The sequence below is a fragment of the Caballeronia sp. AZ7_KS35 genome (assembly GCF_023631045.1).
Taxonomy (GTDB): domain Bacteria; phylum Pseudomonadota; class Gammaproteobacteria; order Burkholderiales; family Burkholderiaceae; genus Caballeronia; species Caballeronia zhejiangensis.
Window position 1 is genome coordinate 208,556 of the sequence record NZ_JALQDV010000030.1, and the last position, 22,351, is coordinate 230,906.

Annotated in this window: 21 protein-coding genes; 13 read left to right on the forward strand and 8 right to left on the reverse strand. The window is 64.2% G+C overall.

Annotated features, from left to right (window positions below; translation table 11 throughout):
* Positions 1–176 precede the first annotated feature (176 nt).
* Positions 177–1,286, forward strand: a complete 1,110-nt coding sequence (locus tag NCT05_RS19270; protein ID WP_008353401.1) for a malate/lactate/ureidoglycolate dehydrogenase — start codon at positions 177–179, stop codon at positions 1,284–1,286.
* Positions 1,287–1,344: 58 nt separating this feature from the next.
* Here NCT05_RS19270 and NCT05_RS19275 read toward each other — a convergent pair whose 3' ends face one another.
* Positions 1,345–2,241 (reverse strand): NAD-dependent epimerase/dehydratase family protein, encoded by an 897-nt coding sequence (locus tag NCT05_RS19275; protein ID WP_250502962.1) that lies wholly within the window; start codon positions 2,239–2,241, stop codon positions 1,345–1,347.
* Between the two features lie 137 nt (positions 2,242–2,378).
* On the opposite strand from NCT05_RS19275, the gene NCT05_RS19280 reads away from it, so the two are divergent.
* The gene (locus tag NCT05_RS19280) at positions 2,379–2,771 is read left to right on the forward strand and encodes a RidA family protein (protein ID WP_008353398.1); all 393 of its coding nucleotides are present in this window, start codon (positions 2,379–2,381) and stop codon (positions 2,769–2,771) included.
* Between the two features lie 3 nt (positions 2,772–2,774).
* Here NCT05_RS19280 and NCT05_RS19285 read toward each other — a convergent pair whose 3' ends face one another.
* From NCT05_RS19285 to NCT05_RS19295, 3 genes are all read right to left on the reverse strand, one after another.
* Positions 2,775–4,472: an acid phosphatase gene (locus NCT05_RS19285; RefSeq protein WP_250502963.1), complete on the reverse strand. Its 1,698-nt coding sequence runs from the start codon at positions 4,470–4,472 to the stop codon at positions 2,775–2,777.
* 252 nt (positions 4,473–4,724) lie between these two features.
* A complete protein-coding gene (locus tag NCT05_RS19290; RefSeq protein WP_250502964.1) occupies positions 4,725–5,519 on the reverse strand; it encodes a sulfite exporter TauE/SafE family protein in 795 nt (264 codons plus the stop codon).
* Positions 5,520–5,932: 413 nt separating this feature from the next.
* The gene (locus NCT05_RS19295) at positions 5,933–6,916 is read right to left on the reverse strand and encodes an acyltransferase family protein (protein WP_008353393.1); all 984 of its coding nucleotides are present in this window, start codon (positions 6,914–6,916) and stop codon (positions 5,933–5,935) included.
* A 242-nt stretch (positions 6,917–7,158) separates the two neighbouring features.
* Between NCT05_RS19295 and NCT05_RS19300 the strand changes: the two genes are divergently transcribed.
* A complete protein-coding gene (locus tag NCT05_RS19300) occupies positions 7,159–9,366 on the forward strand; it encodes an amylo-alpha-1,6-glucosidase (RefSeq protein WP_235366214.1) in 2,208 nt (735 codons plus the stop codon).
* A gap of 48 nt (positions 9,367–9,414) precedes the next feature.
* Here the strand turns inward: NCT05_RS19300 and NCT05_RS19305 are convergent, their stop codons facing one another.
* Together NCT05_RS19305 and NCT05_RS19310 are read right to left on the reverse strand one after the other, a co-directional pair.
* Positions 9,415–10,596 carry a 4-hydroxybenzoate 3-monooxygenase gene (locus NCT05_RS19305; protein ID WP_175979325.1) on the reverse strand — a complete coding sequence of 394 codons (1,182 nt, stop codon included), beginning with the start codon at positions 10,594–10,596 and terminating at the stop codon, positions 9,415–9,417.
* A 186-nt stretch (positions 10,597–10,782) separates the two neighbouring features.
* Positions 10,783–11,835: an aldo/keto reductase gene (locus NCT05_RS19310; RefSeq protein ID WP_250502965.1), complete on the reverse strand. Its 1,053-nt coding sequence runs from the start codon at positions 11,833–11,835 to the stop codon at positions 10,783–10,785.
* 219 nt (positions 11,836–12,054) lie between these two features.
* Between NCT05_RS19310 and NCT05_RS19315 the strand changes: the two genes are divergently transcribed.
* The 5 genes from NCT05_RS19315 (at position 12,055) to NCT05_RS19335 (ending at position 15,161) form a co-directional block, all read left to right on the forward strand.
* Complete coding sequence (locus NCT05_RS19315) at positions 12,055–13,041, forward strand: AraC family transcriptional regulator (protein ID WP_008353388.1); 987 nt, start codon at positions 12,055–12,057, stop codon at positions 13,039–13,041.
* A 165-nt stretch (positions 13,042–13,206) separates the two neighbouring features.
* The gene (locus tag NCT05_RS19320) at positions 13,207–13,587 is read left to right on the forward strand and encodes a COG4315 family predicted lipoprotein (protein ID WP_250502966.1); all 381 of its coding nucleotides are present in this window, start codon (positions 13,207–13,209) and stop codon (positions 13,585–13,587) included.
* Between the two features lie 74 nt (positions 13,588–13,661).
* Entirely contained in the window at positions 13,662–13,802 is a 141-nt protein-coding gene (locus tag NCT05_RS19325) for a hypothetical protein (RefSeq protein ID WP_160172887.1), read from the forward strand.
* A gap of 46 nt (positions 13,803–13,848) precedes the next feature.
* Positions 13,849–14,373: an RNA polymerase sigma factor gene (locus tag NCT05_RS19330; protein ID WP_008353386.1), complete on the forward strand. Its 525-nt coding sequence runs from the start codon at positions 13,849–13,851 to the stop codon at positions 14,371–14,373.
* Positions 14,370–15,161, forward strand: a complete 792-nt coding sequence (locus tag NCT05_RS19335; protein ID WP_250502967.1) for an anti-sigma factor family protein — start codon at positions 14,370–14,372, stop codon at positions 15,159–15,161. The genes NCT05_RS19330 and NCT05_RS19335 overlap by 4 nt, the downstream gene beginning before the upstream one ends.
* Before the next feature lie 67 nt (positions 15,162–15,228).
* Here NCT05_RS19335 and NCT05_RS19340 read toward each other — a convergent pair whose 3' ends face one another.
* Entirely contained in the window at positions 15,229–15,453 is a 225-nt protein-coding gene (locus tag NCT05_RS19340; protein ID WP_250502968.1) for a hypothetical protein, read from the reverse strand.
* 399 nt (positions 15,454–15,852) lie between these two features.
* Here NCT05_RS19340 and NCT05_RS19345 point away from each other — a divergent pair, with 399 nt between their 5' ends.
* Positions 15,853–16,377, forward strand: coding sequence for an RrF2 family transcriptional regulator (locus NCT05_RS19345; RefSeq protein ID WP_008353382.1), 525 nt, complete (start codon positions 15,853–15,855; stop codon positions 16,375–16,377).
* A gap of 6 nt (positions 16,378–16,383) precedes the next feature.
* Here the strand turns inward: NCT05_RS19345 and NCT05_RS19350 are convergent, their stop codons facing one another.
* Complete coding sequence (locus NCT05_RS19350) at positions 16,384–16,806, reverse strand: BspC domain-containing protein (protein ID WP_008353380.1); 423 nt, start codon at positions 16,804–16,806, stop codon at positions 16,384–16,386.
* 236 nt (positions 16,807–17,042) lie between these two features.
* On the opposite strand from NCT05_RS19350, the gene NCT05_RS19355 reads away from it, so the two are divergent.
* From NCT05_RS19355 to NCT05_RS19370, 4 genes are all read left to right on the forward strand, one after another.
* Positions 17,043–17,606 (forward strand): putative glycolipid-binding domain-containing protein, encoded by a 564-nt coding sequence (locus NCT05_RS19355; RefSeq protein WP_175979330.1) that lies wholly within the window; start codon positions 17,043–17,045, stop codon positions 17,604–17,606.
* A gap of 32 nt (positions 17,607–17,638) precedes the next feature.
* Positions 17,639–18,694 (forward strand): selenide, water dikinase SelD, encoded by a 1,056-nt coding sequence (gene selD, locus NCT05_RS19360; protein ID WP_250502969.1) that lies wholly within the window; start codon positions 17,639–17,641, stop codon positions 18,692–18,694.
* Between the two features lie 15 nt (positions 18,695–18,709).
* Positions 18,710–19,636 (forward strand): cation diffusion facilitator family transporter, encoded by a 927-nt coding sequence (locus NCT05_RS19365; protein ID WP_175979332.1) that lies wholly within the window; start codon positions 18,710–18,712, stop codon positions 19,634–19,636.
* A 145-nt stretch (positions 19,637–19,781) separates the two neighbouring features.
* Entirely contained in the window at positions 19,782–22,337 is a 2,556-nt protein-coding gene (locus NCT05_RS19370; RefSeq protein WP_250502970.1) for a mechanosensitive ion channel domain-containing protein, read from the forward strand.
* Positions 22,338–22,351: the final 14 nt, after the last annotated feature.

Genomic DNA, 22,351 nt, shown 5'->3' on the forward strand with positions numbered 1-22,351 from the left:
CGGGCGGCCGAACTTCTGTCTGGAGAAAGCCCGGTTCGTCCGGGCTTTTTTTCGGCCGATTTCAGCGATTTCGTAAAAACAAAGTGGTAAGGCCAGTTGATCGTCTGTAAAGTGATAATCCGCGCGCATCTCGAAAAGCAGAGCGCGAGCCATCAACTATGGAGACGAGTGTCGCAATGAATGCATCCCCCACGTCCACCCCATCCGCCACTGAACGGCGCATCGCCGCCGACACGCTGCACGCGTACGTCCGCGCCATCTGGGAGTCGGCAGGCAGCGCGCCGCGCGAGGCGGAACTGGTCGCGGATCACCTCGTGATGTCGAACCTTTCGGGCCACGATTCCCACGGCGTCGGCATGATCCCGCGCTATGTCGCGTCGCTCTCCGAAGGTCAGTTGCAGCTCAACACGCACGCCGAAATCGTGCGCGATGCGGGCGCGGTGCTGACCGTCGACGGCCGCAAGGGCTTCGGTCAGGTCGTCGCCTACGAGGCGATGGAGCACGGCATCGAGCGCGCGAAGAAGCTCGGCGTATGCGCGGTCGGCTTGCGCAACGCGCACCACATCGGGCGTATCGGCCACTGGGCGGAACAGTGCGCGAAGGCCGGACTCGTATCGTTCCACTTCGTGAACGTGGCGGGCGATCCGCTCGTCGCGCCCTTCGGCGGCATCGACCGGCGCTTCGGCACCAATCCGTTCTGCGCAGCCTATCCGCGCGACGGCAAGAGCCCGCTCGTGCTCGATTTCGCGACGGCGGGCATCGCGTACGGCAAGACGCGCGTCGCCTACAACAAGGGCGTAAAGGTCGCGCCGGGCATGTTGCTCGATCATGAGGGCAAGCCGACGATCGAGCCGAAGGTGATGCACGAGGAGCCGTTCGGCTCCCTCACCGCGTTCGGCCTGCACAAGGGTTCGGGCCTGGCCGCGCTGTGCGAGATCTTCGGCGGCGCGCTCTCGGGCGGCTACACGACGCACGAAGAGACGCTGGAGAAATCGAGTGCGATCATCAACTGCATGACTTCGGTGATCGTCGATCCGAACGCGTTCGATGCGCCCGCCGCGCAAGCAGAGGCCGAAGCGTTCCTCGAATGGATGAAGGCGTCGCCGCGCGCGGAAGGCGTCGATGCGATCTACGCGCCGGGCGAGCCGGAAGAGGCGCGTCGTGCGGACCGCGGCGCGAACGGCATCGCAATCGATCCGACGACGTGGCAGCAAATCCGCGATTCGGCGACGAAATCGGGCATGCCGGAAGCGGAAATCGAAAAGTTCGCGGCCGCGCTGCAGTAATTGCGCGAAGCGGTAGGCGCGGCAAATTGGTCAAGCCAATTTGCCGCGCTAAATTCACTCAAGCAGTCAATTCCTTCTCGATCCATTCGACCACCGACGTGCGCGACGGCTGCCAGCCCAGAATCTCGCGGGTTCGCTTGCTGCGCACGCGGCTGTTCGAGCCGAGGCCGTACGAGGCCATCTCGTAGCCCCATTCCTTGATCGCTTCTTCGAGCGGCCAGTCTTCCGGCCCGCGCAGATCGAGCGCCTTCGCCATCGCGACGGTCATGTCGCGGAATTGCGCCTCGCCGCTTTCGACGAAGTAGAACGTGCCCGCAGGCGACTTTTCGAGCGCGAGCCGATAGATGGTCACGACATCGTCGATATGCACGTTCGACCAGATGTTGAGGCCACGCCCCACATGGCGCACGATGCCGCTCTTGCGCGCCTGTCGTTCCAGACGCGGCAACTGCACGCTCGCGGTATCGCGCACCGCGCCGTGGCCGTAGATCAGCGTGTTGCAGAGCACCGTCGAGCGCACGGCACGCTTGGCGGCGTCGAGCACGAGATTGTCGATCGCTACGCGCGGCGCCTTGTCGGGCGTCGGCTCCGGCAGGTCGTCCTCGGTATAGATCTTCTCCGATGCCTCGCCGCCCGATGCGTCGCCGACGATGCTCGATCCGCTCGTATGCAGAAACGGCTTGTTCGTGCCTTCGAGCGCGCCGATCAGCGTTTCGACCGCGCCGCGATGATCGCTGCTCGCCGCGTTGATGACGGCATCGGCCGCGTGCGCTTCGGCGGCGAGCAAGGCCGCGTCGTCGAGACTGCCGATCACCGGTTCGATGTTCAGGCGTTTCAGTTCGTCGGCCTGTTCCGCGCGACGGATGAGGCCGCGCACGCGATGTCCGTCCCGCGCGAGTCCCGCCGCGATCGAGCCGCCGATGAAACCGCCCGCGCCCGTGATGAAAACGTTCATGTTCTTGCTCCGTTGAATGTTCAAACTGCGATGAACACAGTATGAGCCGCTTCGACTTTCGCAAAAACGGTGATAGTCTCAAATGAAACTTGACTCGGAATCAATAATCCGAGGCCATCCACCCAACGCGACCGACGATGCCACCGATCGAACTCATCAACGCTCCGGGCCTGCCGATTCCCGCCGGACACTACAGCCACGCGACGCGCGCCGGCAATCTCGTCTGCGTTTCGGGTCAATTGCCGATGCGCGCGGACGGCACGCATACCGGCGATCTCCCGTTCGACGAGCAGGCCGAACAGACGCTTTCGAATCTGCGCACCGTGCTCGAAGCCGCGGGTGCGAGCCTCGCGGATTGCATCGAGGTGACGGTGTATCTCGTCGGCGTCGAACACTGGAAAGCGTTCAACGAGATCTACGCGCGTCACTTCGGCGCCTGGAAACCGGCACGCGCCGTCGTGCCGGTCGGCGCGCTGCACTACGGCTATCTGCTGGAAATTTCCGCGCGAGCGTGGGTCGAACGCGTCTAGCCGTTACGCGAGATCGAGCGATTTTGTCAGGTCGCCGAGCGGCGCCTGACCGCTTGCGGCGAACGCGCGATCCCGCGCGGCCACGCCGTCCAGCGGCGCGAGATCGTGCACGCGCGAGATGAAGCGCAGGATCGAGTTCGTGTCATACACGGTGTGATCGACGTAGCCCTTCTTCGCGAACGGCGAAATCACGAGCGCCGGGATGCGCGAACCGGGCCCCCAGCGATCGCCCTTCGGCGGCGAGACGTGGTCCCACCAGCCGCCGTTTTCGTCGACGGTGACGATCACCACGGTGTTCTCCCATTGCGGCCCGCGCCGCAGACGCTCGATCACGTTCGAAATATGCCGATCGCCCGAAGCGACATCCGCATAGCCCGCGTGCATGTTGAGATTGCCCTGGGGCTTGTAGAACGTGACGGCAGGAAGGCGGCCCGCGTCGATGTCCGCGAGCAGCTTGTTCGTCGACGGATCGTCGCCAAGTCCCGCGTCGCGCAAATGCTGCGCCCGTGCGGCCGTGCCCGGCGCAAAGTTGGCGAAGTAATTGAACGGTTGATGGTGGTACTGGAAGTCCGGCACCGCGCCGGTGTCCCGATGTTCCAGTGCGTACTGCCACGCGCCGCTGTACCACGCCCAATCGACGTTCTTGTCCGACAGGCGGTCGCCGATCGTCGCATACGTCTGCGGCGGCAATACCAGCGCGTTCGAGCGGTCCGCATAGCGCGAGTCGCCGCCTTGCGGAGGCGGCACGTTGCTCGGCTGATACGGCGGGAACATGGTGTTGACGGCGTATCCGTCCGCCGTGAGCGCGCCGTCGCGCACGTACTTCGGCGGGCCCTCGAGCGCGGATTTGTGCGAATCCGGGGCGAGCTTCAGGCGCGAACCGGCAGGATCGTCGCCTTCGACGACCGCGAGCAGCTTCGAAGCCGGGCTGCCTTTGACATCGGGATAGAAGGGCGCCTGCGCGGAAATGAGGAAGATGTGGTTCAGCCAGGAGCCGCCGAACGCCGACATGAAGAAGTTGTCGCAGAGCGTGTATTGCTGCGCGAGCCCCCAAAGTTTCAGCGTTTCGGGTGAGTTTTGGTAGTGCCCCATGACGAGGCCGCCCGAATCGCCCCACGCCGCGAACTGGTTGTTGCGCCCTGCGTTGATCTGCATCTGATTCTGATAGAACCGATGCACGAGATCGCGCGTGATGACGGAATTGGGCAGCGGCGCACCGTGCGCGTCTGCGATCTGGAAGGGCGCGTTGCGCAGATCGATGATCTGCTGCTCGGTGATCGCGTAGCGCTTGCCGTCGACTTCCTGCGCCTGCGGCACAAGCCCGCCCCAGATTTTCGGCAGCGTGGGCATGGGCGTGACGCCATCGCGATCGAGTTGCGTGTAGTGCGATGCCGGCACCGCCGACAGCGGATATTGCACGCCCGGATAGTTGCCGTAGAGATTCGTGAAGCTGCGGTTTTCCGCGTAAATCACGACGATGTGCTGCACTTTCGCGGCGAGCGTGCGGTCGAGTGCGATATCGGCGGCAGTTTTCGGGGTGGTCGGCTTGTTTTCGAACAGATTGCACCCGCCGAGCGACAGCCCCGCCAGGCCCACGCCCGCCGCGAGAAGCCGCCGCCGCGCGGGGTCGGCGGGTGCGTCGCCTGCTGGCGTATCGTTGCCGGAAGGAAGCTCGTGCTGCGGATGATTGTTTTCATTCATCGCCTGACTCCTCGTGAATATGCGGCCCACGCCCGTTGACGCACGCTGCATGATCGACGCCGAAAGATGACGCGCCCGTTACCGGCGCCCCGACTTGAACCGCTCTGCGTGCGGCTCAACTGAGTGGGGATGATGCCGCATCGTCCCGCCGCGGGAAACCCGGCCGAACGACATAGGCAAAAAACAGGAATATCGTACGAATCGGCCTATGTCTTTTGGCCGACTGGAAAGCGCGAACGACCGTGACTAACATCAACTGAACACGAGCTTTGCTCCGACGAGAACGAGCGTCGCGGCAAGAACGTGACGGAGTAACGCTTCCGGCGCCTTGGTCGACAGCATGCTGCCAAGGACGATGCCGGGAATCGAGCCCACGAGGAGCGAGGCGAGCAAGGACCAGTCGACTGAGCCGAGCATCCAATGGCCAGTGCCGGCAATCAGCGTGAGCGGCACCGCGTGAGCCACGTCCGAGCCGACGATGCGCGCCGTCGCGAGACGCGGATACAGCAGCAGAAGTACAGTCACGCCGATTGCGCCTGCGCCCACGGAAGTGATCGAGACCAGCAGGCCGAGAATCGCGCCGGTGAAGACGGTCCACGCGGCGGTACGCGTCGGGTGTTCGGGGCGGCCATGTCCCTTTTTGTAGGCAAGGCGCGCGAGTTGCGGCCGGAAGATCAGCGAAACCGCCGTGATAAGGAGCGCGGTGCCGAGTATCAGCTGGATGAGCCGCGCGGTGCCCGGCGCTGTCAAACCGTGTTCGTGCAGAAAGTAGAGGGTGATGGCCGCAGCGGGCACGCTGCCCGCCGCGAGACGGCCGGTGATGCGCCAGTCGACCGAACCCTTGATGCCGTGCACGAGCGTGCCGGCCGTCTTGGTCGCCGTGGCGTACAGCAGATCGGTGCCGACGGCGGTCGCCGGATGTATGCCGAACAGCAGGACGAGCAGCGGGGTCATCAGGGAGCCGCCGCCGACGCCCGTCAGGCCGACCAGGAAACCCACTGCGAGGCCTGAGGCAGAATAAAGTAAGTCGATATGCGGAAATGACATGCCGGACGCCCGCAACCCTTGCTGGGCGGGGCTGTTTAACGTTCATCCAAAATTTGTCCGAATCGCGACTCTTGGCTTCGGACATCCTTGTACGACTCGGTCATCGCGGCCGACCGACGCCCGAAAATTGCCCGGGCAAAATCCTTTCCTTTTTCCTGCAAACGGAGGCGCGCCGAGAGCGGTCGGATTTCGTGAGAACCTTTCGGCGTCGCGGCTTAGGGCGTCCCGATTTCGCGCGCGTCCGCGAAGTACTCTTTCAGCGATCGGAGCCCAAACGCTGCGCCGGCCTTCTAATGAAACCGTGCGCCTCCCGGCAGACGCCTTTTAGCGCTGGCCGGACAAAAGGGCTAAGAGCATAGCACTCTTCAGCTATGGCTCGCGGAGCCTATGCCGAACTGACCAGCCTGGCCGGCCTAGACCGCAGTTGGGCTTGCGCGTTGTCCCGATTCGATCGAGAACACGCGCGCGATTGCCGGAATGCGTCGAAGCAGGAAAACGAACCCGACGGCTAACGCCATTTCCGAAGCAGCGAAGACGAACCACGGCGTGGTCGGCGCGAACAGCCACTGAGCAAAAAGATTGAGGGGATAGTTGAACGCGAATATGGGCAGCGTGTTCTTACCGAGAAAACTGAGTGCGCGCGACGTCGCGGTGAGCCGGGCTAACCTGGCCAATGCCCATATCCCACATATTGATGCGAGGAGGAAGAGCGCTGGATTACCGATAGTCTCGCCGGCGAGGTTCGCTGCTTTGGGATTCCACAGCGAAGCGATGATCCATCCGAGCGCGCAAAGTGGCAGCGTCCAAGCGGGAAAACGCCTGCCGTCCAGCATTTTGGATTCGGCTGCAACGAAACCCAGGTGGAAATAAAAGAGCGCGACAAAAGCGATCTTGATGTTCCAGGGTGAGAAGCCTTTCACGAAGGCCATTAACGTGCAGCCGACGACCAATGATGCGGCGATCACGACATGCACAACGTGTCGCGCGTACCGGGTCAACGCCGCGTACATGGCTTCAGTGCAGAACAGGCAAGTTAGAAACCAGAGCGGCGTGCAATAGAAAGTAAGATTCGATCGAGGTATGGAATACGCCGTACCCCCGAGTTGCACGAAGAATTGGGAGAGACTGGTTGTATTCCCAAATAGAATCGACGGGAAGATCGCGATTGCGGCGGCGACTGCGTACGGCATCAGAAGGCGTCGGGAATTCCTGCGCATTACCTCTAGCGGACCTCTCTTGCCGTTGAAAAGGTATCCAGACAGGAAAAAGAACAGAGGCATATGACACGAGTAAATGACTCGGAAGAGCCACTCTGGCAAACCAATGGCGTGTCCAAGGACAACAAGAACGATCCCGATCCCTCGGGCTGCGTCGATTGTTCTGTTGCGCAAATCCACCTCTGAGTTCGCTCAAAAAGCGCAATTTTAGCCCAAGCCATTGCCACATAAGGCCGAGAGGCTTATGGTCCGACATATCGAGATGACATTGCGCGCGGAGAACGCGTCAGGCGTGGGCGGGTCGAAAGGCTTTCGATGACAGCGGGTAAGCGCCCCCGAACGCCTCGCGAAACCCTTCAGATTACTTTCAGGAAGGTGCAATGAACACACAGGAACAGCAGCAACAGCAGCAACAACAGCAGATGCAGGTGTCGCAATCGAAGCTGCCGGACGAAGCGTTCATCCCGACGGAGCACCCGAACATACCGAGCGAACGCCAGTTCGTGCTGAAGTCGGGCAACACGTTCGCCGTCTACGATGCGAACGGCGATATCCGCGGCGACGACGACGGCCTCTTCGTCAACGACACGCGCGTGCTGTCGGAGCTCGTGCTGACGTTCGGCGGACGCGCGCCGTCGCTGCTTTCGGGCAGCGTATCGAGCGACAACGCCGTCTTTACCGCGCACCTGACCAACCGCCCGCTGCCGCCCATCGGCGGAGCACGCACGCCGGAAGGCGTAATCCACGTCGAACGCAAGCGCGTGCTGTCGGGGCATGTGCTGCACGAGAGCATCGTGCTGACGAACTACGGCACGGAGCCGTCCACCGTGCCGCTGTCGATCTCCTTCAAGGCCGACTTCCTCGACATGTTCGAGGTTCGCGGCGCGATACGTGGCAAGCGCGGGGCTTTGCGTCCGCCGGTCGTCGAGAACGGCGAGGTCGTGTTGCGCTATGTCGGCCTCGACGAGGTGGAGCGCACGGCGCGCATCCAGTTCACGCCCGCGCCGGACGTGCTTTCGCCCACCCGCGCCGACTACGCGCTGCATATCCAGTCGGAAACGGCCATTTCCGTGTATCTCTCGGTGACGGCCGTGACGCACGCGCTCTCGGACGCCAGCGAGCAAAGCAAGCGCAACGCCGCGGAAGCGGCCGAATGCGCGCCCGAATCGGGCCGTCCCGCGATCCGCGACGCGCTCGTGGAGGCGCATCGCCGCATGCGCGACCGGCGCCGCGCGAGCGCGCGCGTGCGTTCGAGCAATCCGCTCTTCAGCGAATGGATCGACCGTTCGCTCGCCGATCTCGGGCTGCTCACCACCGATCTCGAAACCGGCCCTTATCCGTACGCTGGCATTCCGTGGTTCTCGACGGCGTTCGGCCGCGACGCGATCATCACGTCGCTGCAAATGCTCTGGCTGCATCCGACGCTCGCGCGCGGCGTGCTGCGCTTCCTTGCCGCGAATCAGGCGCGTGAAGACTCCGCTTTCCGCGATGCCGAAATCGGCAAGATCATGCACGAGACGCGCAAGAGCGAGATGGCGGCAACCGGCGAAGTGCCGTTCGCGCTCTATTACGGCGGCGTCGACAGCACGCCGCTCTTCATCGTGCTGGCGGGCGCATACGCGGAACGCACCGGTGACACCGCCCTGATCGATGAAATCTGGCCGGCGCTGCAGCTCGCAGCGCAATGGGTCGCGCGCCATTGCGACAAGAATCCGCACGGTCTGCTCGACTACCAGCGCGCATCCGAGCACGGTCTGGCGAATCAGGGGTGGAAGGACAGCCAGGATTCGGTCTTCCACGCGGACGGCAAGTTTCCGATCGGCCCGATCTCGCTCGTCGAAGTCCAAGGTTACGCATCGACCGCGTTTTCCACGATGGCGCGTCTCGCCCGCGAGCGCGGGCAAGGCGAGAACGCAAGCGAGTTCGAGCGGCGTGCGCGTCACATTCGCGAGCGTGTCGAAGAGATGTACTGGATGCCGGAGATGGATTTTTACGGCATTGCGCTCGATGGCAAGGGCGAGCTATGCCGCGTGCTGTCGTCGAATGCGGGGCATCTGCTCGCGTTCGATCTCGTCGAACGCGAACGCGGCGAGGCTGTCGCCAAGCAACTCGAATCGGCGCTCTTTCACACGGGCTGGGGCGTGCGGACGCTTGCGGCGGGGCAGCCGCGCTTCAATCCGATGTCGTATCACAACGGCTCGGTATGGCCGCACGACACCGCGCTCTGCGCACGCGGCCTCGCGCGCTACGGCGATCGCGGCGCGGCCGTGGGACTGCTGCAGTCGCTGTTCGAAGCCGCCGTCACGTTCGACATGCGTCTGCCGGAGCTTTTCTGCGGATTCACGCGCCAACGCGGCGAACGGCCGATCGCCTATCCGGTCGCGTGTCTGCCGCAGGCGTGGGCGGCGGGCGCGCCTTTCATGATTCTGGAAGCGTGTCTCGGCGTGACCGTCGACGCCGTCAAGGAAGAAGTGCGTATCGACCGGCCGGAGTTGCCCGAAGGCATCGACTGGCTCGAAATCGGCGATCTGCGGCTCGGCGACAAGACCGCGACGATCACGTTCCGGCGCGTCGGCGGGCAGGTCATTCCGTCCGTCGAAGGCGACGTCAGGGTCGTGGCCGTTCTGTAACGTCGACGACGCACGGCGCCGACCAAGCGCCGTGCGACCGGTCCGCGCTTATACCGCGACGCTGCCCACGTAATTTTCGGCGAGCGCAGTGGCGGCCGCGCGCGATGTCGTCACATGTTCGAGTTCGGCCACCTGCAGGCGCTGCTCGAACGGCGACGTATCGTCCAGCTTGTGCAGCATGCGCGTCATCCACCACGAGAAATGCTCGGCGCGCCAGACGCGCTTCAATGCCGTTTCCGTATAGTGGCTGAGCTTCTCGCCGTTGCCTTCCTGATAGAAATCGAGAAGCGCGGCGTTCAGTACGCGCACGTCCGACACGGCGAGGTTCAGGCCCTTCGCGCCGGTCGGCGGCACGATATGCGCTGCGTCGCCCGCGAGGAACAGCTTGCCCGACTGCATCGGCGTGGACACGAAGCTGCGCATCCCGACGATGTTCTTCTGGAAGATCTTGCCTTCGGTGATCTGCCAGCCATCGGCGGTATCGACGCGTGCGTGCAGTTCGGCCCAGATGCGGTCGTCGGACCAGGCATCGACCGTATCTTTCGGATCGCACTGGAAGTACATGCGCTGCACGCCCGGCGAGCGCGTGCTGATGAGCGCGAATCCGCGATCGTGCCGCGCGTAGATGAGTTCATCGGAGGAGGGCGGCGCTTCGACCAAAATGCCGAACCAGCCAAACGGATAGATGCGCTGATAATCCTGCCGCACCGCTTCGGGAATCGACTGTCGCGAAACGCCCTGCGAACCGTCGCAGCCGATGATGAAGTCGCATTCGAGTTCTTCGTCGCGGCCTTCGTGCTGATACTTGATGCGCGGCTTGCGATCGCTGCCATCCTGAAAGTCGTGCAGCGACACATTCGACACGTTGAACTTCAGCTCGCCGTTCGCCGCGAGCCGCGCCGCGACCAGATCCTTGATGACTTCGTGCTGCGCGTAGACCGTGATCGAGTGACCTGTGAGCTCGGTCAGCGCGATACGGCGGCGCTGGCCTTCGAACGCGAGCTCGAAACCGTGGTGCAGCGCGCCTTCGGCCTGCATGCGCGCGCCGAGACCGGCCTGAGTGAGCGTGTCCATCGTGCCTTGTTCGAGCACGCCGGCGCGAATCGTCGATTCGATGTCGTTCTGGCTGCGCGCTTCGAGCACGACCGATTCGATGCCGCGCAAATGAAGCAGGTGCGAGAGAAGAAGCCCGGCCGGGCCCGCGCCGACGATGCCGACTTGAGTACGCATGATTGTCTCCGTGAGGTAGTGGTGATGTTGTGCGTACAGTGTCGGCAGAGCGGCCTTATGCCGCAACGCAATAGGGAGGATAAGAACTATCTGATTCGGAGATAAAGCCCCTAAAACGCGGGAAAATCGCCTGAAATACGGGTAAATCCCTAGCCGGCGCGGGCCGGTCGCCCGCGCCGGACGGCCTTACTCCGCCGCTTCCTCCTTCAACTGATTACGCCGATATTCGCCCTGGCGCGTGAGCATCCAGCCGGGATATTCCGACGGCAACTGGCTCACCTCATCGAGCGCGGCGAGTTCGTCTCCGTTGAGACGCACGTTGGTCGCCGCGATGTTGTCGTCGAGCTGCTCGATCCGTTTCGCGCCGATGATCACGCTCGACACGACCTTCTGATGCAGCAGCCAGGCAAGGGCGATCTGCGCGACCGATACACCCTTGGATTCCGCGATGCGGCGCATCACGTCGACGCAGTCGTACGCGCGTTCGACATTGACCGGCGGGAAGTCGAACTTGGTGCGCCGGCTGCCTTCTTCCTTGCCGCCTTCGCGCGTGAACTTGCCCGAAAGCAGGCCGCCCGCGAGCGGACTCCAGACCATCAGCCCGACGTTCTCGCTTTGCAGCAGCGGCACGATTTCGCGTTCCAGATCGCGGCCAGCGACCGTGTAATACGCCTGAAGCGACTCGAAACGCGCGAGACCGAGACGCTCGGAAATACCGAGCGCCTTCATGATCTGCCACGCCGCCCAGTTCGAAACGCCGATGTAACGCACGTGTCCATGCTGCACGAGATTATCGAGCGCGCGCAGCGTTTCCTCGATCGGCGTCGCCGGATCGAAACCGTGAATCTGGTACAGATCGACGTGATCGAGCTGCAGCCGCTTCAGACTCGCCTTCACGCCATCGATGATGTGATAGCGCGACGCGCCGCGCGAATTCACGCCCTTGGTGCCGGTCTCGCCAAGGATTTTCGTCGCGACGACCACGTTTTCGCGCGGCACGTTGAGGTTCTTCAGCGCCTGGCCGGTGATGATTTCGGATCGGCCGTCGGCGTAGACGTCGGCGGTGTCGATGAAATTGATGCCCGCATCGAGCGAACGGCCGATCAGCTTGTCGGCTTCCGCCTGCTGCAACTGACCGATGTTGTCCCAGATTCCGCCCGTTCCGCCGCCGAAGGTCATCGTGCCCAAGCACAGCTCCGAGACAAAAAGACCGGTGTTGCCGAATTTCCTGTAACGCATGGTTGCTCCCGAGTGACTGGAATGGCGCGGCATCGCACGACCTTCACGACAGGGTCCGCGCCGGCAATGCAGTATCGTCCCGGCGCGCGGCGGGTTCATAGCCTGATCCTGTTCAATCCTTGCCTGTTCCTGCAAACGCTGGGGGCGCGCGCGAGCAATCACGCCCTCGCGCGAGTAAGCTAACCAGACTTCTCCCATCTTGAAAATAGTCCGCAAACCATGGCTCTGAACGACACGCCCGGCTTCGCCGGAAAAGAAAGTCATGACCAGCCGAAAGAAACGCGTCATGACGCCGCGCTGGATCAGGCGCGCCTCGATCTCGTCGCGCTGCTCGACCGTTTCACCATCGGTTGCGAAGGCTCGGTCGAGACGCCGGTGCCGGGGCTGTTCCTGCATCGGATCATGAATCCGGGCGGGCCGAAGCACGGCATCCAGACGCCCGCGCTCGCGCTCATCGCGCAGGGCAGCAAGCGCCTCATGGTCGGCGACGAGGTCTATATCTACGATCCGATGCACTATCTGGTGTCGTCGGTGGATCTGCCGGTGTGCGGGCAGGTGTCGGTGGCGAGCGAGTCCGAGCCGTATCTCGGCATGCGGCTCGATCTCGATGTCGACGAAATCACGTCGCTGATCCAGGACGAAAGCCTGCCGCCCGCGACGCAGACCGACGCCTCGCGCGGCCTCTACGTGAACCGCCTCGGCAACTCGATGCTCGATGCCGTGTTGCGCCTTTTGCGGCTCGTCGACACGCCCGAGGACGTGCCGATCCTCGCGCCGCTCGTCAAGCGCGAAATCCTGTATCGCCTGCTGATGAACGGCTCCGGCGCGCGTCTGCGGCAGATCGCGCTGCAGGACAGCCAGACGCAGCGCATCGCGAAGGCCATCCAGTTGCTGCGCCAGCATTTCGACCAGCCGCTGCGCGTGGAGGACATCGCGCGGGACGTGCACATGAGCGTGTCTTCGCTGCATCATCATTTCAAGGCGGTGACGGCGATGAGCCCGCTGCAATACCAGAAGCAGCTGCGGCTTCAGGAGGCGCGCCGCCTGATGATGCTCGATATCGTCGATGCCGCCACCGCCGCGCATCGCGTGGGCTATGAAAGCGCATCGCAGTTCAGCCGCGAGTACAGCCGGCTTTTCGGTGCGCCGCCGTTGCGCGACACCCGCCGCTGGCGCGACGCGACGGCCGCCGCCGCGGGGGCCTGAGCACCGAAATTTCAACGAAGCACTGGCCGAGCGCGCGCGAATGGTCTTGAATGGATTGCCAACAGGCGATGCGACGGCGCTGCCGCATCGATTTATTTCATCGTCCGCGGAATAGTGCAGCGCTTCCGAACGTTCTACGGAGACTTCTACAACAAGGAAGATGAAATGAAGAAGCGTATCCAGATGTTCGTCGCTGCCGCAACCGTCGCTACCGCTTTTGCTTCGCTCGCGTCGTCCGCGCACGCTGCGGCGCCGAAAGAATCGAACGGCATGTTCGTCGATGAAAACGGCATGACGCTCTACACCTTCGACAAGGACACGAAAGGCGGCCCGAGCGCGTGCAGCGGCGGCTGTGCGCAGGCCTGGCCCGCCGCGATGGCGAGCGACTCCGACAAGCCGAGCGGGAAATGGACCATGGAATCCGCCGACGGCGGCAAACAGTGGGCCTATGACGGCAAGCGCGTCTATCGCTTCGCGAAGGACACGAAGCCCGGCGACAAGAACGGGGACAATTTCCGCGATGTCTGGCACGTCGTGAGGCCCTGAGCGCCTTCGCATCGATGCGGGCTCGCGGAATAAATCGGCGAGTCCGCCAGTCTTTCAATCAACAGGTAACGACCATGAAACGATCGATCGGCGTGACGGCGCTCCTGATCGCGCTCGGGCTCGCGCTCGGCACAGCGGGCTGCGCGAGCGGTACGCAAAGTGCGCCGCCTTCTTCTGGCGCGCCGAGCGGACCTGCCGGCGGAGGCAGCTACTGATGGCGAACGCCTCCGGCTCGCCCCGCACGCACGAGGACGCACGGTCTTGAGCTTCGAGAGCGATCTTCTCGCGCATCTGCCGCAGTTGCGCCGCTACGCGCGCGCGCTGACGGGCGATCGCGCCTGGGCCGACGATCTCGTGCAGGACGCGACCGAGCGCGCGCTCAATCGCGCCCGGTCGTTTCATGCGGGTACGAATTTGCGCGCGTGGCTGTTCACGATCATGCGCAATCTGTATATCGACCAGTTGCGCGGTCGCCGCGATATCGCCGTCGATGATGAAAGCGCGCCCTGGCGGCAGATGGCCGCGCCGCGCGGGGAAGTCGACGGCCTCGTGCTGCGCGACGTGCAGCGCGCGCTGTACTGTCTGCCGGTCGAGCAGCGCGAAGTGATGCTGCTCGTGTGTGTCGAGGAAATGAGTTATCAGGAGGCGTCCGTGGTGTTGAATGTGCCGACCGGAACCGTGATGTCGCGCTTGTCGAGAGCGCGGGAGCACATGCGCGTTCTGCTCGGCGAGGAATCGGGCCGCAAGGCGTCGCCTTCGTCGCTGAAAGTGGTGAGCCGCTCATGACCAATCAAGACCGTCCATCCGAAGGCGGCGACCGTATGGGGCCGCCCAAACCCGATCGCGATCTGCAGGCGCTGTCCGCCTTTATCGACGACGAACTTCCCGGCAATGAGCGCGATGCCGTGGCCGAACGCGTCTCGGGCGATCCCGCGAGCGAGGCGACCGTCGCCGCGTATCGTGCGCAGGACAATGCGTTGCGCGCGCTCTTCGCCGATCAGAGCGAGCCGCAGATCGTGCGTCTGCGGCCGCGCTCGCGCGAGCGTTATCTGATCGCGGCAGGCTTCATGGCCGTCGGGGTCGCGTGCGGATTCCTGTTGCAGATGCTCCTTCCCGCGCTCGGCGACAAGCCGCGCTTCGCGGAACGCGCGGATATCGCGTATGCCGTGTACGCGCCCGAGCAGCGGCACGCGGTGGAAGTGGCGGCGTCGCAGCAAGATCATCTCGTCACCTGGCTCTCGAAGCGGCTGAATCGCGCGGTGACGATTCCGTCGCTGGCCGAGTACGGATTTCAGCTCGTCGGCGGACGCCTGTTGCCGGACGAAGAGGGTCCGGCCGCGCAGTTCATGTATCAGAACGCGGCGGGCGAGCGCCTCACGCTCTACATGACGACCGCCACGATCAGGCGCAACGACAGCAAGATCCGCACGCTGAAGGACGGACAACGCACCACGTTCTATTGGGCGTGGAATCGCGTCGGCTATGCGCTTTCGGGGCAGATCGGCGAGGAAAAGCTGCAGGCAATCGCCTATGACACCTGCAAGGAGCTGGGCGGCGATCCGAAGAACTGGTGAGCCGGGAATCGATAAAAAGGCCGCAACGATGCGTGATCGTTGCGGCCTTTCTCATGCGCGATCGTGCTTATCGATAGCGATGCGGCGGAGGCGGCGCGACGTGGTGATGATGGCGTTCCCATTCCTGACGCTGCCAGTAACGATGACCGTCCCAGTAGCGCTCGCCATGCCAGCCGACCGTCACGCGATGCGTGGGACCGCGGTGAACGTCCGCCGACGCCGCGTTTGCGAGACCCATGCCCAGCGCGGCGGCAAGGGAAGCGATCAACAGGCTTTTCTTCGTCTTGTTCATGATGTGTGCTCCTTGGTCGTTTGCCTGGTGGTGAAACCGCGAGTCGATTGGTCGCAGTTCGGCCAAACTTTGGCGTGTGGTTCAGGACCGGCTTATCAACGGTAGTAATCGTGATGATGGTGATAACCGCCACCGTCCGGCACGACGATGCAGCCCGATAGCGCGCTACCCAACAACACGCTCAACGCTGCAAGGATCGCTAGTTTCTTCATGGGTTTCTCCGTGTGAATCCATGGAGACCAATTTAGCGGTTCGCAAAATGACAAGCCGTGTTCGTTTGTAAGCAAACGTGTAATCTGAAATATTCGCGACGGGCGTCTACAAGCTCCGTCGTGCGCCGTTGTACGGCGGATGCAGGACGCGCTATTCTGAACTCCGATTCGAAATGTCGGAGTGAACATGTCTCACATCAGCACGGGCGTCGAGTACGCGCTGCACTGCATGCTGTATCTCGCGGAGCCGCCACACGGCGTGCGCGAGGCGAGCGTGCGCGATCTGGCGGAATTGCAGGGCGTGCCTGCGGAATACGTCGCGAAGCTCTTCACGAAGCTGCACAAGGCGGGACTCGTCGTCGCGACGGAAGGGGCGCGCGGAGGTTTCGCGCTCGCGCGTCCGTCGAAGGAAATCAGCGTGCTCGATGTCGTCGACGCAATCGACGGCGACAAGCCTCTCTTCGAATGCAGGGAGATTCGCGCGCGCTGCGCCGTGTTCGGCGACGACGCGCCGCCTTGGGCGACGAGCGGCGTATGCGCGGTTCACGCGGTGATGAAGAACGCCGAAAAGCGCATGCGTGAAGCGCTCGCGGCGGATCGGCTGGCGGATCTCTCCGGGCGCATGCATGCGAAAGCGCCGCGCACGTTCGGGCCGCAGGTCGTCAAATGGCTCGGCGGGCGCACGGACCAGCGCCGCGCGGCCAAGCGCTGAAAGACTTTAGCGGACGATCTTCGGCTTCATGTTCGGCGTGAGCGATACGCCGACCACATGTCCGGCGCGCACGCCACAGCGGCTATCGACGCGCGTCCATTGCTCCTTGCCGCGCGCCTTCGCGAACGCGCGCATCACGATGACCTGATCGACCGGAATCGGGTTGCCGACACTGAAGATCGTAGTATCGTCGTCGATCTTCGCGGAGAGCACGCGGCGGTCGGGCACGATGAGCGTGTCGTACTTCGGCGCGTTCTCCACCCAGCGATCGAATGCGGCGACACATTGCGCGACGGCATCCGGTACGTGAAGCCTCGTCAGATACGAATAATCCTCGGGCACGTCCGGCGTTTCCTGCGCCTGGACGAGCTGAAACATCGACGCCGACAAAGCGAGCGCGGCCAGGGCGGGAGCAAGAATGTTCTTCATGCGATGGGCGATGAAAAGGGCGTTCGGAGATGTTCGGGCAGAGCGCGGATCGCCGGAGCACGGATCGCGTGAATGGCGCTGAACGTGCGGTGCGCGCGCCTGCGCAGGAATGGCGCGAAGTATACCGTGTGACGTTTTGTGACGTCGAGCGATTCGCGCAGGTCGAATGCCGATCGAAAGCCTCGCCCGCAGCGATGTATCCTTTGATGCCGATAAACACGCGAACGAGGTGCCCAATGAAAGCGGTGCGATGGTCGCAACAAGACGGCTCAGGGCTCGAGCATCTCGTTCTCGATGAGACGCGCGATGGCATCGTGATCGAAAGCGCGGTCGTGGGCGAAGACGAAGCGCGTGCCTTCGGTCTCGTGTATCGCATCGAATGCGATGCGCGCTGGCAAGTGACGCGGCTCGCGCTGAAGCTCGCGGGCGGCGCATCGCTCGATCTGCATCGCAGGGACGGCGACAACGGCGACGCGCACGCATGGACCGATGCGAACGGCGAGCCGCTCGAGGCGCTGCGCGGCTGTATCGACGTGGACATCACCGCGACGCCTTTCACCAACACGCTGCCCATCCGCCGCCTGAAACTCGAACGCGGCGAACGGCGCGTGATTCGCGTCGCCTATGTGCGCGTGCCCGAGCTCGGCGTGAGCGCGGTGGAGCAGGCTTATACGTGCATCGAGCCGGATTGTCGCTATCGTTACGAAGGGCTCGACACGGGCTTCACGGCGGATATCACCGTCGACGAAGACGGCCTCGTGATCGACTATCCCGGCCTCTTCACGCGCATCCGGCGATAATACGCAGACATTCGCCTCAACCGATTTCCACTATGACCGACACGACTTCCCCCCGGCTCACGAGCCTGTCCCACGGCGGCGGCTGCGGCTGCAAGATCGCGCCCGGCGTGCTCGCCGACCTGCTCAAGCGCGCGACGCCGCTGCCCGCGTTCCCGAATCTTCTGGTCGGCAACGACACCGCCGACGATGCCGCCGTCTACAAGCTCAACGACGAGCAGGCGATCGTCGCGACGACGGACTTCTTCATGCCGATCGTCGACGATCCATTCGACTTCGGCCGCATCGCCGCGACCAACGCGCTCTCCGACGTCTACGCGATGGGCGGCAAGCCGATTCTCGCGCTCGCGCTCGTCGGCATGCCGATCAACGTGCTGCCGCATGAAGTCATCGCGCAAGTGCTGAAGGGCGGCGAAGCGGTGTGCGCGGAAGCGGGCATTCCGGTGGCGGGCGGCCATTCGATCGATTCCGTCGAGCCGATCTACGGGCTTGCGGCGCTCGGCATCGTGCATCCGTCGCGCGTGAAGCGCAACGCGGCCGCGCGCTCGGGCGACGTGCTCGTGCTCGGCAAGCCGCTCGGCGTCGGCGTGCTGTCGGCGGCGCTGAAGAAGGACAAGCTCGACGCGGCGGGCTACAGGGCGATGATCGACGCGACCACCAAGCTCAATCGTCCCGGCGCGGAACTGGCGCAACTCGAGGGCGTGCACGCGCTCACCGATGTCACCGGTTTCGGCCTGCTCGGTCACACGCTCGAACTCGCGCGCGGCGCGCAACTGACGGCGCGCATCCGTTACGCCAATCTGCCGTGGCTGCCGCAGGTGCGCGAATTCGTGCGCGCGGGCATCTACACGGGCGCGTCGGGACGCAACTGGAGCGCGTATGGCGACGACATCTCGTTGAACGTCGAAGGCAAGGAAGGTGAGGAGGCCCGCGCCTTGCTGACCGATCCGCAGACCTCGGGCGGCCTGCTCGTGTCGTGCGCCCCGCATGCCGTGAACGACGTGCTCGCGATCTTCCGCGCGGACGGCTTTCACGACGCGACGATCATCGGCGAAATGGTGGACGGCCGGGGCCACGTCGACGTCAGCTAAACAAACTCGAAACGCATGAAGGAAGAATCCCCGAAAGCCATTTTCTACGCGCTCGCCGCGAATTTCGGCATCGCCGTCTGCAAGTTCGGGGCGGCTGCCTTCACCGGCTCGGGCGCGATGTTCGCCGAAGCCATCCATTCCACGGCCGATTGCGGCAACCAACTGTTGCTGCTCTTTGGCCTGAAGCGCGCGCAGGCGCCCGCGAACGCGCTGCATCCGCTCGGCTCGGGGCGCGAAATCTATTTCTACGCGCTCATCGTCGCGCTGCTGCTGTTCTTCGTCGGCGGAGCGTTCTCGGTGTACGAGGGCGCGCATCGGTTGATGCATCACGAGCCGTTGTCGAACCCGATCGTCGCGCTCGTGATTCTCGGCATCTCCGTCGTGCTCGAAGCCTTTTCGCTCGCGGGCGCGATCCGCGAAATCCGCAAGGGCGCGCCGAACAAAACCTTATGGCGATGGTTTCGCGAAACGCGCGAATCGGAATTGCTCGTCGTCGCCGGCGAGGACGTCGCGGCGCTGCTCGGCCTTGCGATCGCGTTCGCCGCCGTGCTCATGACGATGCTCACCGGCAACCCGGCCTACGACGCCGCCGGCTCGATCGGCGTCGGCGTGCTGCTGATGATCATCGCGTTTCTCGTTGCGCGTGAAGTGAAGTCGATGATCGTCGGCGAATCGGCGAGCCCGGAAGTACGCAAGGCGATCGACGCGCACTTGCGCACGCGCCCGGAAATCACGCGCATCATCAGCCTCATTACGCTGCAATGGGGCAAGCACGTCGTGGTGGCAGTGCAGGCCGAAATGATCGATTACGCCAGCGGCCGCGCGATGATCGATGCGATCAACATCATCGAAGACGATCTGCAGCGCGCCTTTCCGCAAGTGCGCTGGGTGTTCTTCGAACCCGACGTAGCACGCGATCGCGGCGAGCCGACGGCCGCCTGAGGCGAGGGCAGGCCAGGAGCGCGGCGTGCTACGGCTTTCAGGGTCGTCCGGGACCGCTCCTGCCGCGCGGACGTCATCGCGCTAGCATATGGCGTGCGCGTCGTCCGCATCGAGTCCCTGAAATTCTGTGATCTTCATCCGACCCATGCGCAAATTGCTCCTTGCAGTGCTGCTCGTCGCCGTGGCGAGCGTTCTCCCGATCTTTTCCCAGTCCTCCTTTGCCGCAGCCGCTTCCCCGCAGCACGCGTCGCAGCCGGCGGTCGCGCTGACGCCGCAGCAGGCGCGCGATGCGCTTGCCGTGCTCAACGATCCCGCGCGCCGTTCGCAAGTCGCGGATACGTTGCGCGCGATCGCCGCGGCCGGCGCGCTGGCCGCGCCCGCGAGCGCGCCGCAGGCGGCATCGTCCGCGGCGCCGGCATCGGGCGCATCGGGCGTGCTCGCGCATTCGTTGACCGCGAATGGGCTCGCGTCGCAATTGTCGCGGCAGGCGGGGCACTGGCTCGTCGAGATCGGCGCGGGGCTGCGGCATTCGACCGTCGCGCTGCTCGATTTCGGCTCCGTGATTTCGTGGTGGCGCGACCGTACGTCGAGCGACGCGGGGCGCGCGCTCATCGGCCATGTCATGTGGACCGTGCTGGCCTCGCTGATTCCCGCGTTGCTGCTCGAATTCTTATGCTTGCGCCTGCTGAAGCGCCCGCGCGCCCGGATCGCGGCACGCGGCGTCGCCGATGCTGAGGAGCAGGATCCCGACCTCGTGCGCGAACAGCACGCCGCCGAGCGCGCGGAAGACGCCGCCGCGCAAACCGGCGACGCCACCGCGATGCATCTTGCCGAGCGCAAGGCGGACACCGCGCGCGGCCAGCGTCACGCCGCGCGTCACTGGACGCTGTTGCAGCGCCTGCCGAGCGCGCTCCTGTACGGCTTGCTGTCGCTGGTTCCGCTGATCGTGTTCATCGGCGTGGTGACGTTGCTGATGTCGATCTTCATCGACGACAACACGGCCGAGGCGCGCGTCGCGGGCTCGCTCATCGACGTCTATCTGGCGTGCCGCGCCGTCGTGATCGTGAGCGGCTTTTTCGTCGCGCCGCGTGCGCCCGGACTGCGCCTCATCCAGATGCGCGATGCCGCCGCCGCGTACACGCATCGCTGGGTGCGGCGCATCGTGTGCACCGCCGGCGCGGGCATCGCGCTCGCCAATGCCGGCGAACCGATCGGCCTGTCGGGCGATGCGCGCATCGCGGTGCTGAAGGTCACGCTGCTGATCGTGCATCTGATGATCGCATTCGTGATCTTCCAGAGCCGCAATTCGGTGGCGGAGCGCATCCGGCAGCGCGCGCGTTCGAACCGCTCGGTGAGATTGGTCGGCGCGTGGTTCGCCGATATCTGGGCGGGCGTCGCGATTTTCTTCGTGATCGCGCTGTGGTTCGTGTGGGCGCTCGACGTGCAGAACGGCTACCGCACGCTGTTTCATCTCGGCGGCGTGTCCTTGCTCGTGCTGGTCGGCGCGCGCGTGCTCGCGATCGTCGCGTTCGGCGCGCTCGGCCGCGTTTTCCATCAGAACGACGAAGAGGATCTCGCCGGCGAGTCGATCGCGCGGCGTCGCGCGTATCGCTATTACCCGGCGCTGCGGCGCATCGTGCAGGCGCTGATTTCCGTCATCACCGTGGTCGCGCTGCTGCAGGTGTGGCACGTCGATATCGTGCATTTCTTCACGTCGGGCGGCGTCGGCAACCGGCTCGCGTCGGCGCTCGTCACCATCGTGATCGCGGCCGTGTTCGCCGTGCTCGTGTGGGAAGCGGCGAACATCGTCGTCGAACGGCGGCTCGAACAATGGACCGCGAGCGGCGAGCGTCTGCGCGCCGCGCGCCTGCGCACGCTGCTGCCGATGATGCGTACCGGCCTTTTCATCGTGATCGCGATGGTCGTCGTGCTGACGGGCCTTTCGGAACTCGGCGTGAACACCGCGCCCTTGCTCGCGAGTGCGAGCATCTTCGGCGTGGCGCTCGGCTTCGGCTCGCAGAAGCTCGTGCAGGATCTCATCACAGGCATCTTCCTGCTGATGGAAAACGCGATGCAGGTCGGCGACTGGGTGACGCTCGCGGGCGTGTCGGGCACGGTCGAATATCTGTCGATTCGCACGGTGCGCTTGCGCGGCGGCGACGGCTCGCTCTACACCGTGCCGTTCAGTTCGGTCTCGACGGTGAACAACACGAATCGCGGCATCGGCAATGCAGCGGTGCGCGTCTCGATCGCACTCGGTCAGGACGTCGATCTCGCCATATCGACGCTGAAGGAAATCGGCGCCGCCTTGCGTGACGACGAAGCGTTCCGCGACGGCATTCTCTCCGACTTCAGTTTCTGGGGCGTCGATGCCGTCGACGGCTCGACCGTCACGCTCGCCGGCCAGATCCAGTGCCGCGACAGCGCACGCTGGCCGGTGCAGCGCGAGTTCAACCGGCGCATTCTCAACGAGTTCACGGCGCGCGGCATCGAGATCGCGAATCCGCAGCGCAACTTCGTGATCGTGAACGGCGGCAATCAGGAAGGCGGCCCGGATGGCGTTCAGGACGCGGACGAGGCGGGCGCGGATCAGCGCGGCGAGCCGTCGAAGGCCGCGCAGCATCCGACGGGCGAGGCGGCGGGTTCGGCGAACGTCGCGTCGAACGCGCCGCCGCCGCGGTCATCGCAAAGCGGCACCTGAGTTTTCGGTTAGCG

Bases quoted from the DNA above. Each gene is read 5' to 3' on its own strand.
- NCT05_RS19270 (WP_008353401.1), top strand. From the start codon at position 177: ATGAATGCATCCCCCACGTCCACCCCATCCGCCACTGAACGGCGCATC.
- NCT05_RS19275 (WP_250502962.1), bottom strand. From the start codon at position 2,241: ATGAACGTTTTCATCACGGGCGCGGGCGGTTTCATCGGCGGCTCGATC.
- NCT05_RS19280 (WP_008353398.1), top strand. From the start codon at position 2,379: ATGCCACCGATCGAACTCATCAACGCTCCGGGCCTGCCGATTCCCGCC.
- NCT05_RS19285 (WP_250502963.1), bottom strand. From the start codon at position 4,472: ATGAATGAAAACAATCATCCGCAGCACGAGCTTCCTTCCGGCAACGAT.
- NCT05_RS19290 (WP_250502964.1), bottom strand. From the start codon at position 5,519: ATGTCATTTCCGCATATCGACTTACTTTATTCTGCCTCAGGCCTCGCA.
- NCT05_RS19300 (WP_235366214.1), top strand. From the start codon at position 7,159: ATGCAGGTGTCGCAATCGAAGCTGCCGGACGAAGCGTTCATCCCGACG.
- NCT05_RS19305 (WP_175979325.1), bottom strand. From the start codon at position 10,596: ATGCGTACTCAAGTCGGCATCGTCGGCGCGGGCCCGGCCGGGCTTCTT.
- NCT05_RS19310 (WP_250502965.1), bottom strand. From the start codon at position 11,835: ATGCGTTACAGGAAATTCGGCAACACCGGTCTTTTTGTCTCGGAGCTG.
- NCT05_RS19315 (WP_008353388.1), top strand. From the start codon at position 12,055: ATGGCTCTGAACGACACGCCCGGCTTCGCCGGAAAAGAAAGTCATGAC.
- NCT05_RS19320 (WP_250502966.1), top strand. From the start codon at position 13,207: ATGAAGAAGCGTATCCAGATGTTCGTCGCTGCCGCAACCGTCGCTACC.
- NCT05_RS19325 (WP_160172887.1), top strand. From the start codon at position 13,662: ATGAAACGATCGATCGGCGTGACGGCGCTCCTGATCGCGCTCGGGCTC.
- NCT05_RS19335 (WP_250502967.1), top strand. From the start codon at position 14,370: ATGACCAATCAAGACCGTCCATCCGAAGGCGGCGACCGTATGGGGCCG.
- NCT05_RS19340 (WP_250502968.1), bottom strand. From the start codon at position 15,453: ATGAACAAGACGAAGAAAAGCCTGTTGATCGCTTCCCTTGCCGCCGCG.
- NCT05_RS19345 (WP_008353382.1), top strand. From the start codon at position 15,853: ATGTCTCACATCAGCACGGGCGTCGAGTACGCGCTGCACTGCATGCTG.
- NCT05_RS19350 (WP_008353380.1), bottom strand. From the start codon at position 16,806: ATGAAGAACATTCTTGCTCCCGCCCTGGCCGCGCTCGCTTTGTCGGCG.
- NCT05_RS19355 (WP_175979330.1), top strand. From the start codon at position 17,043: ATGAAAGCGGTGCGATGGTCGCAACAAGACGGCTCAGGGCTCGAGCAT.
- selD (WP_250502969.1), top strand. From the start codon at position 17,639: ATGACCGACACGACTTCCCCCCGGCTCACGAGCCTGTCCCACGGCGGC.
- NCT05_RS19365 (WP_175979332.1), top strand. From the start codon at position 18,710: ATGAAGGAAGAATCCCCGAAAGCCATTTTCTACGCGCTCGCCGCGAAT.
- NCT05_RS19370 (WP_250502970.1), top strand. From the start codon at position 19,782: ATGCGCAAATTGCTCCTTGCAGTGCTGCTCGTCGCCGTGGCGAGCGTT.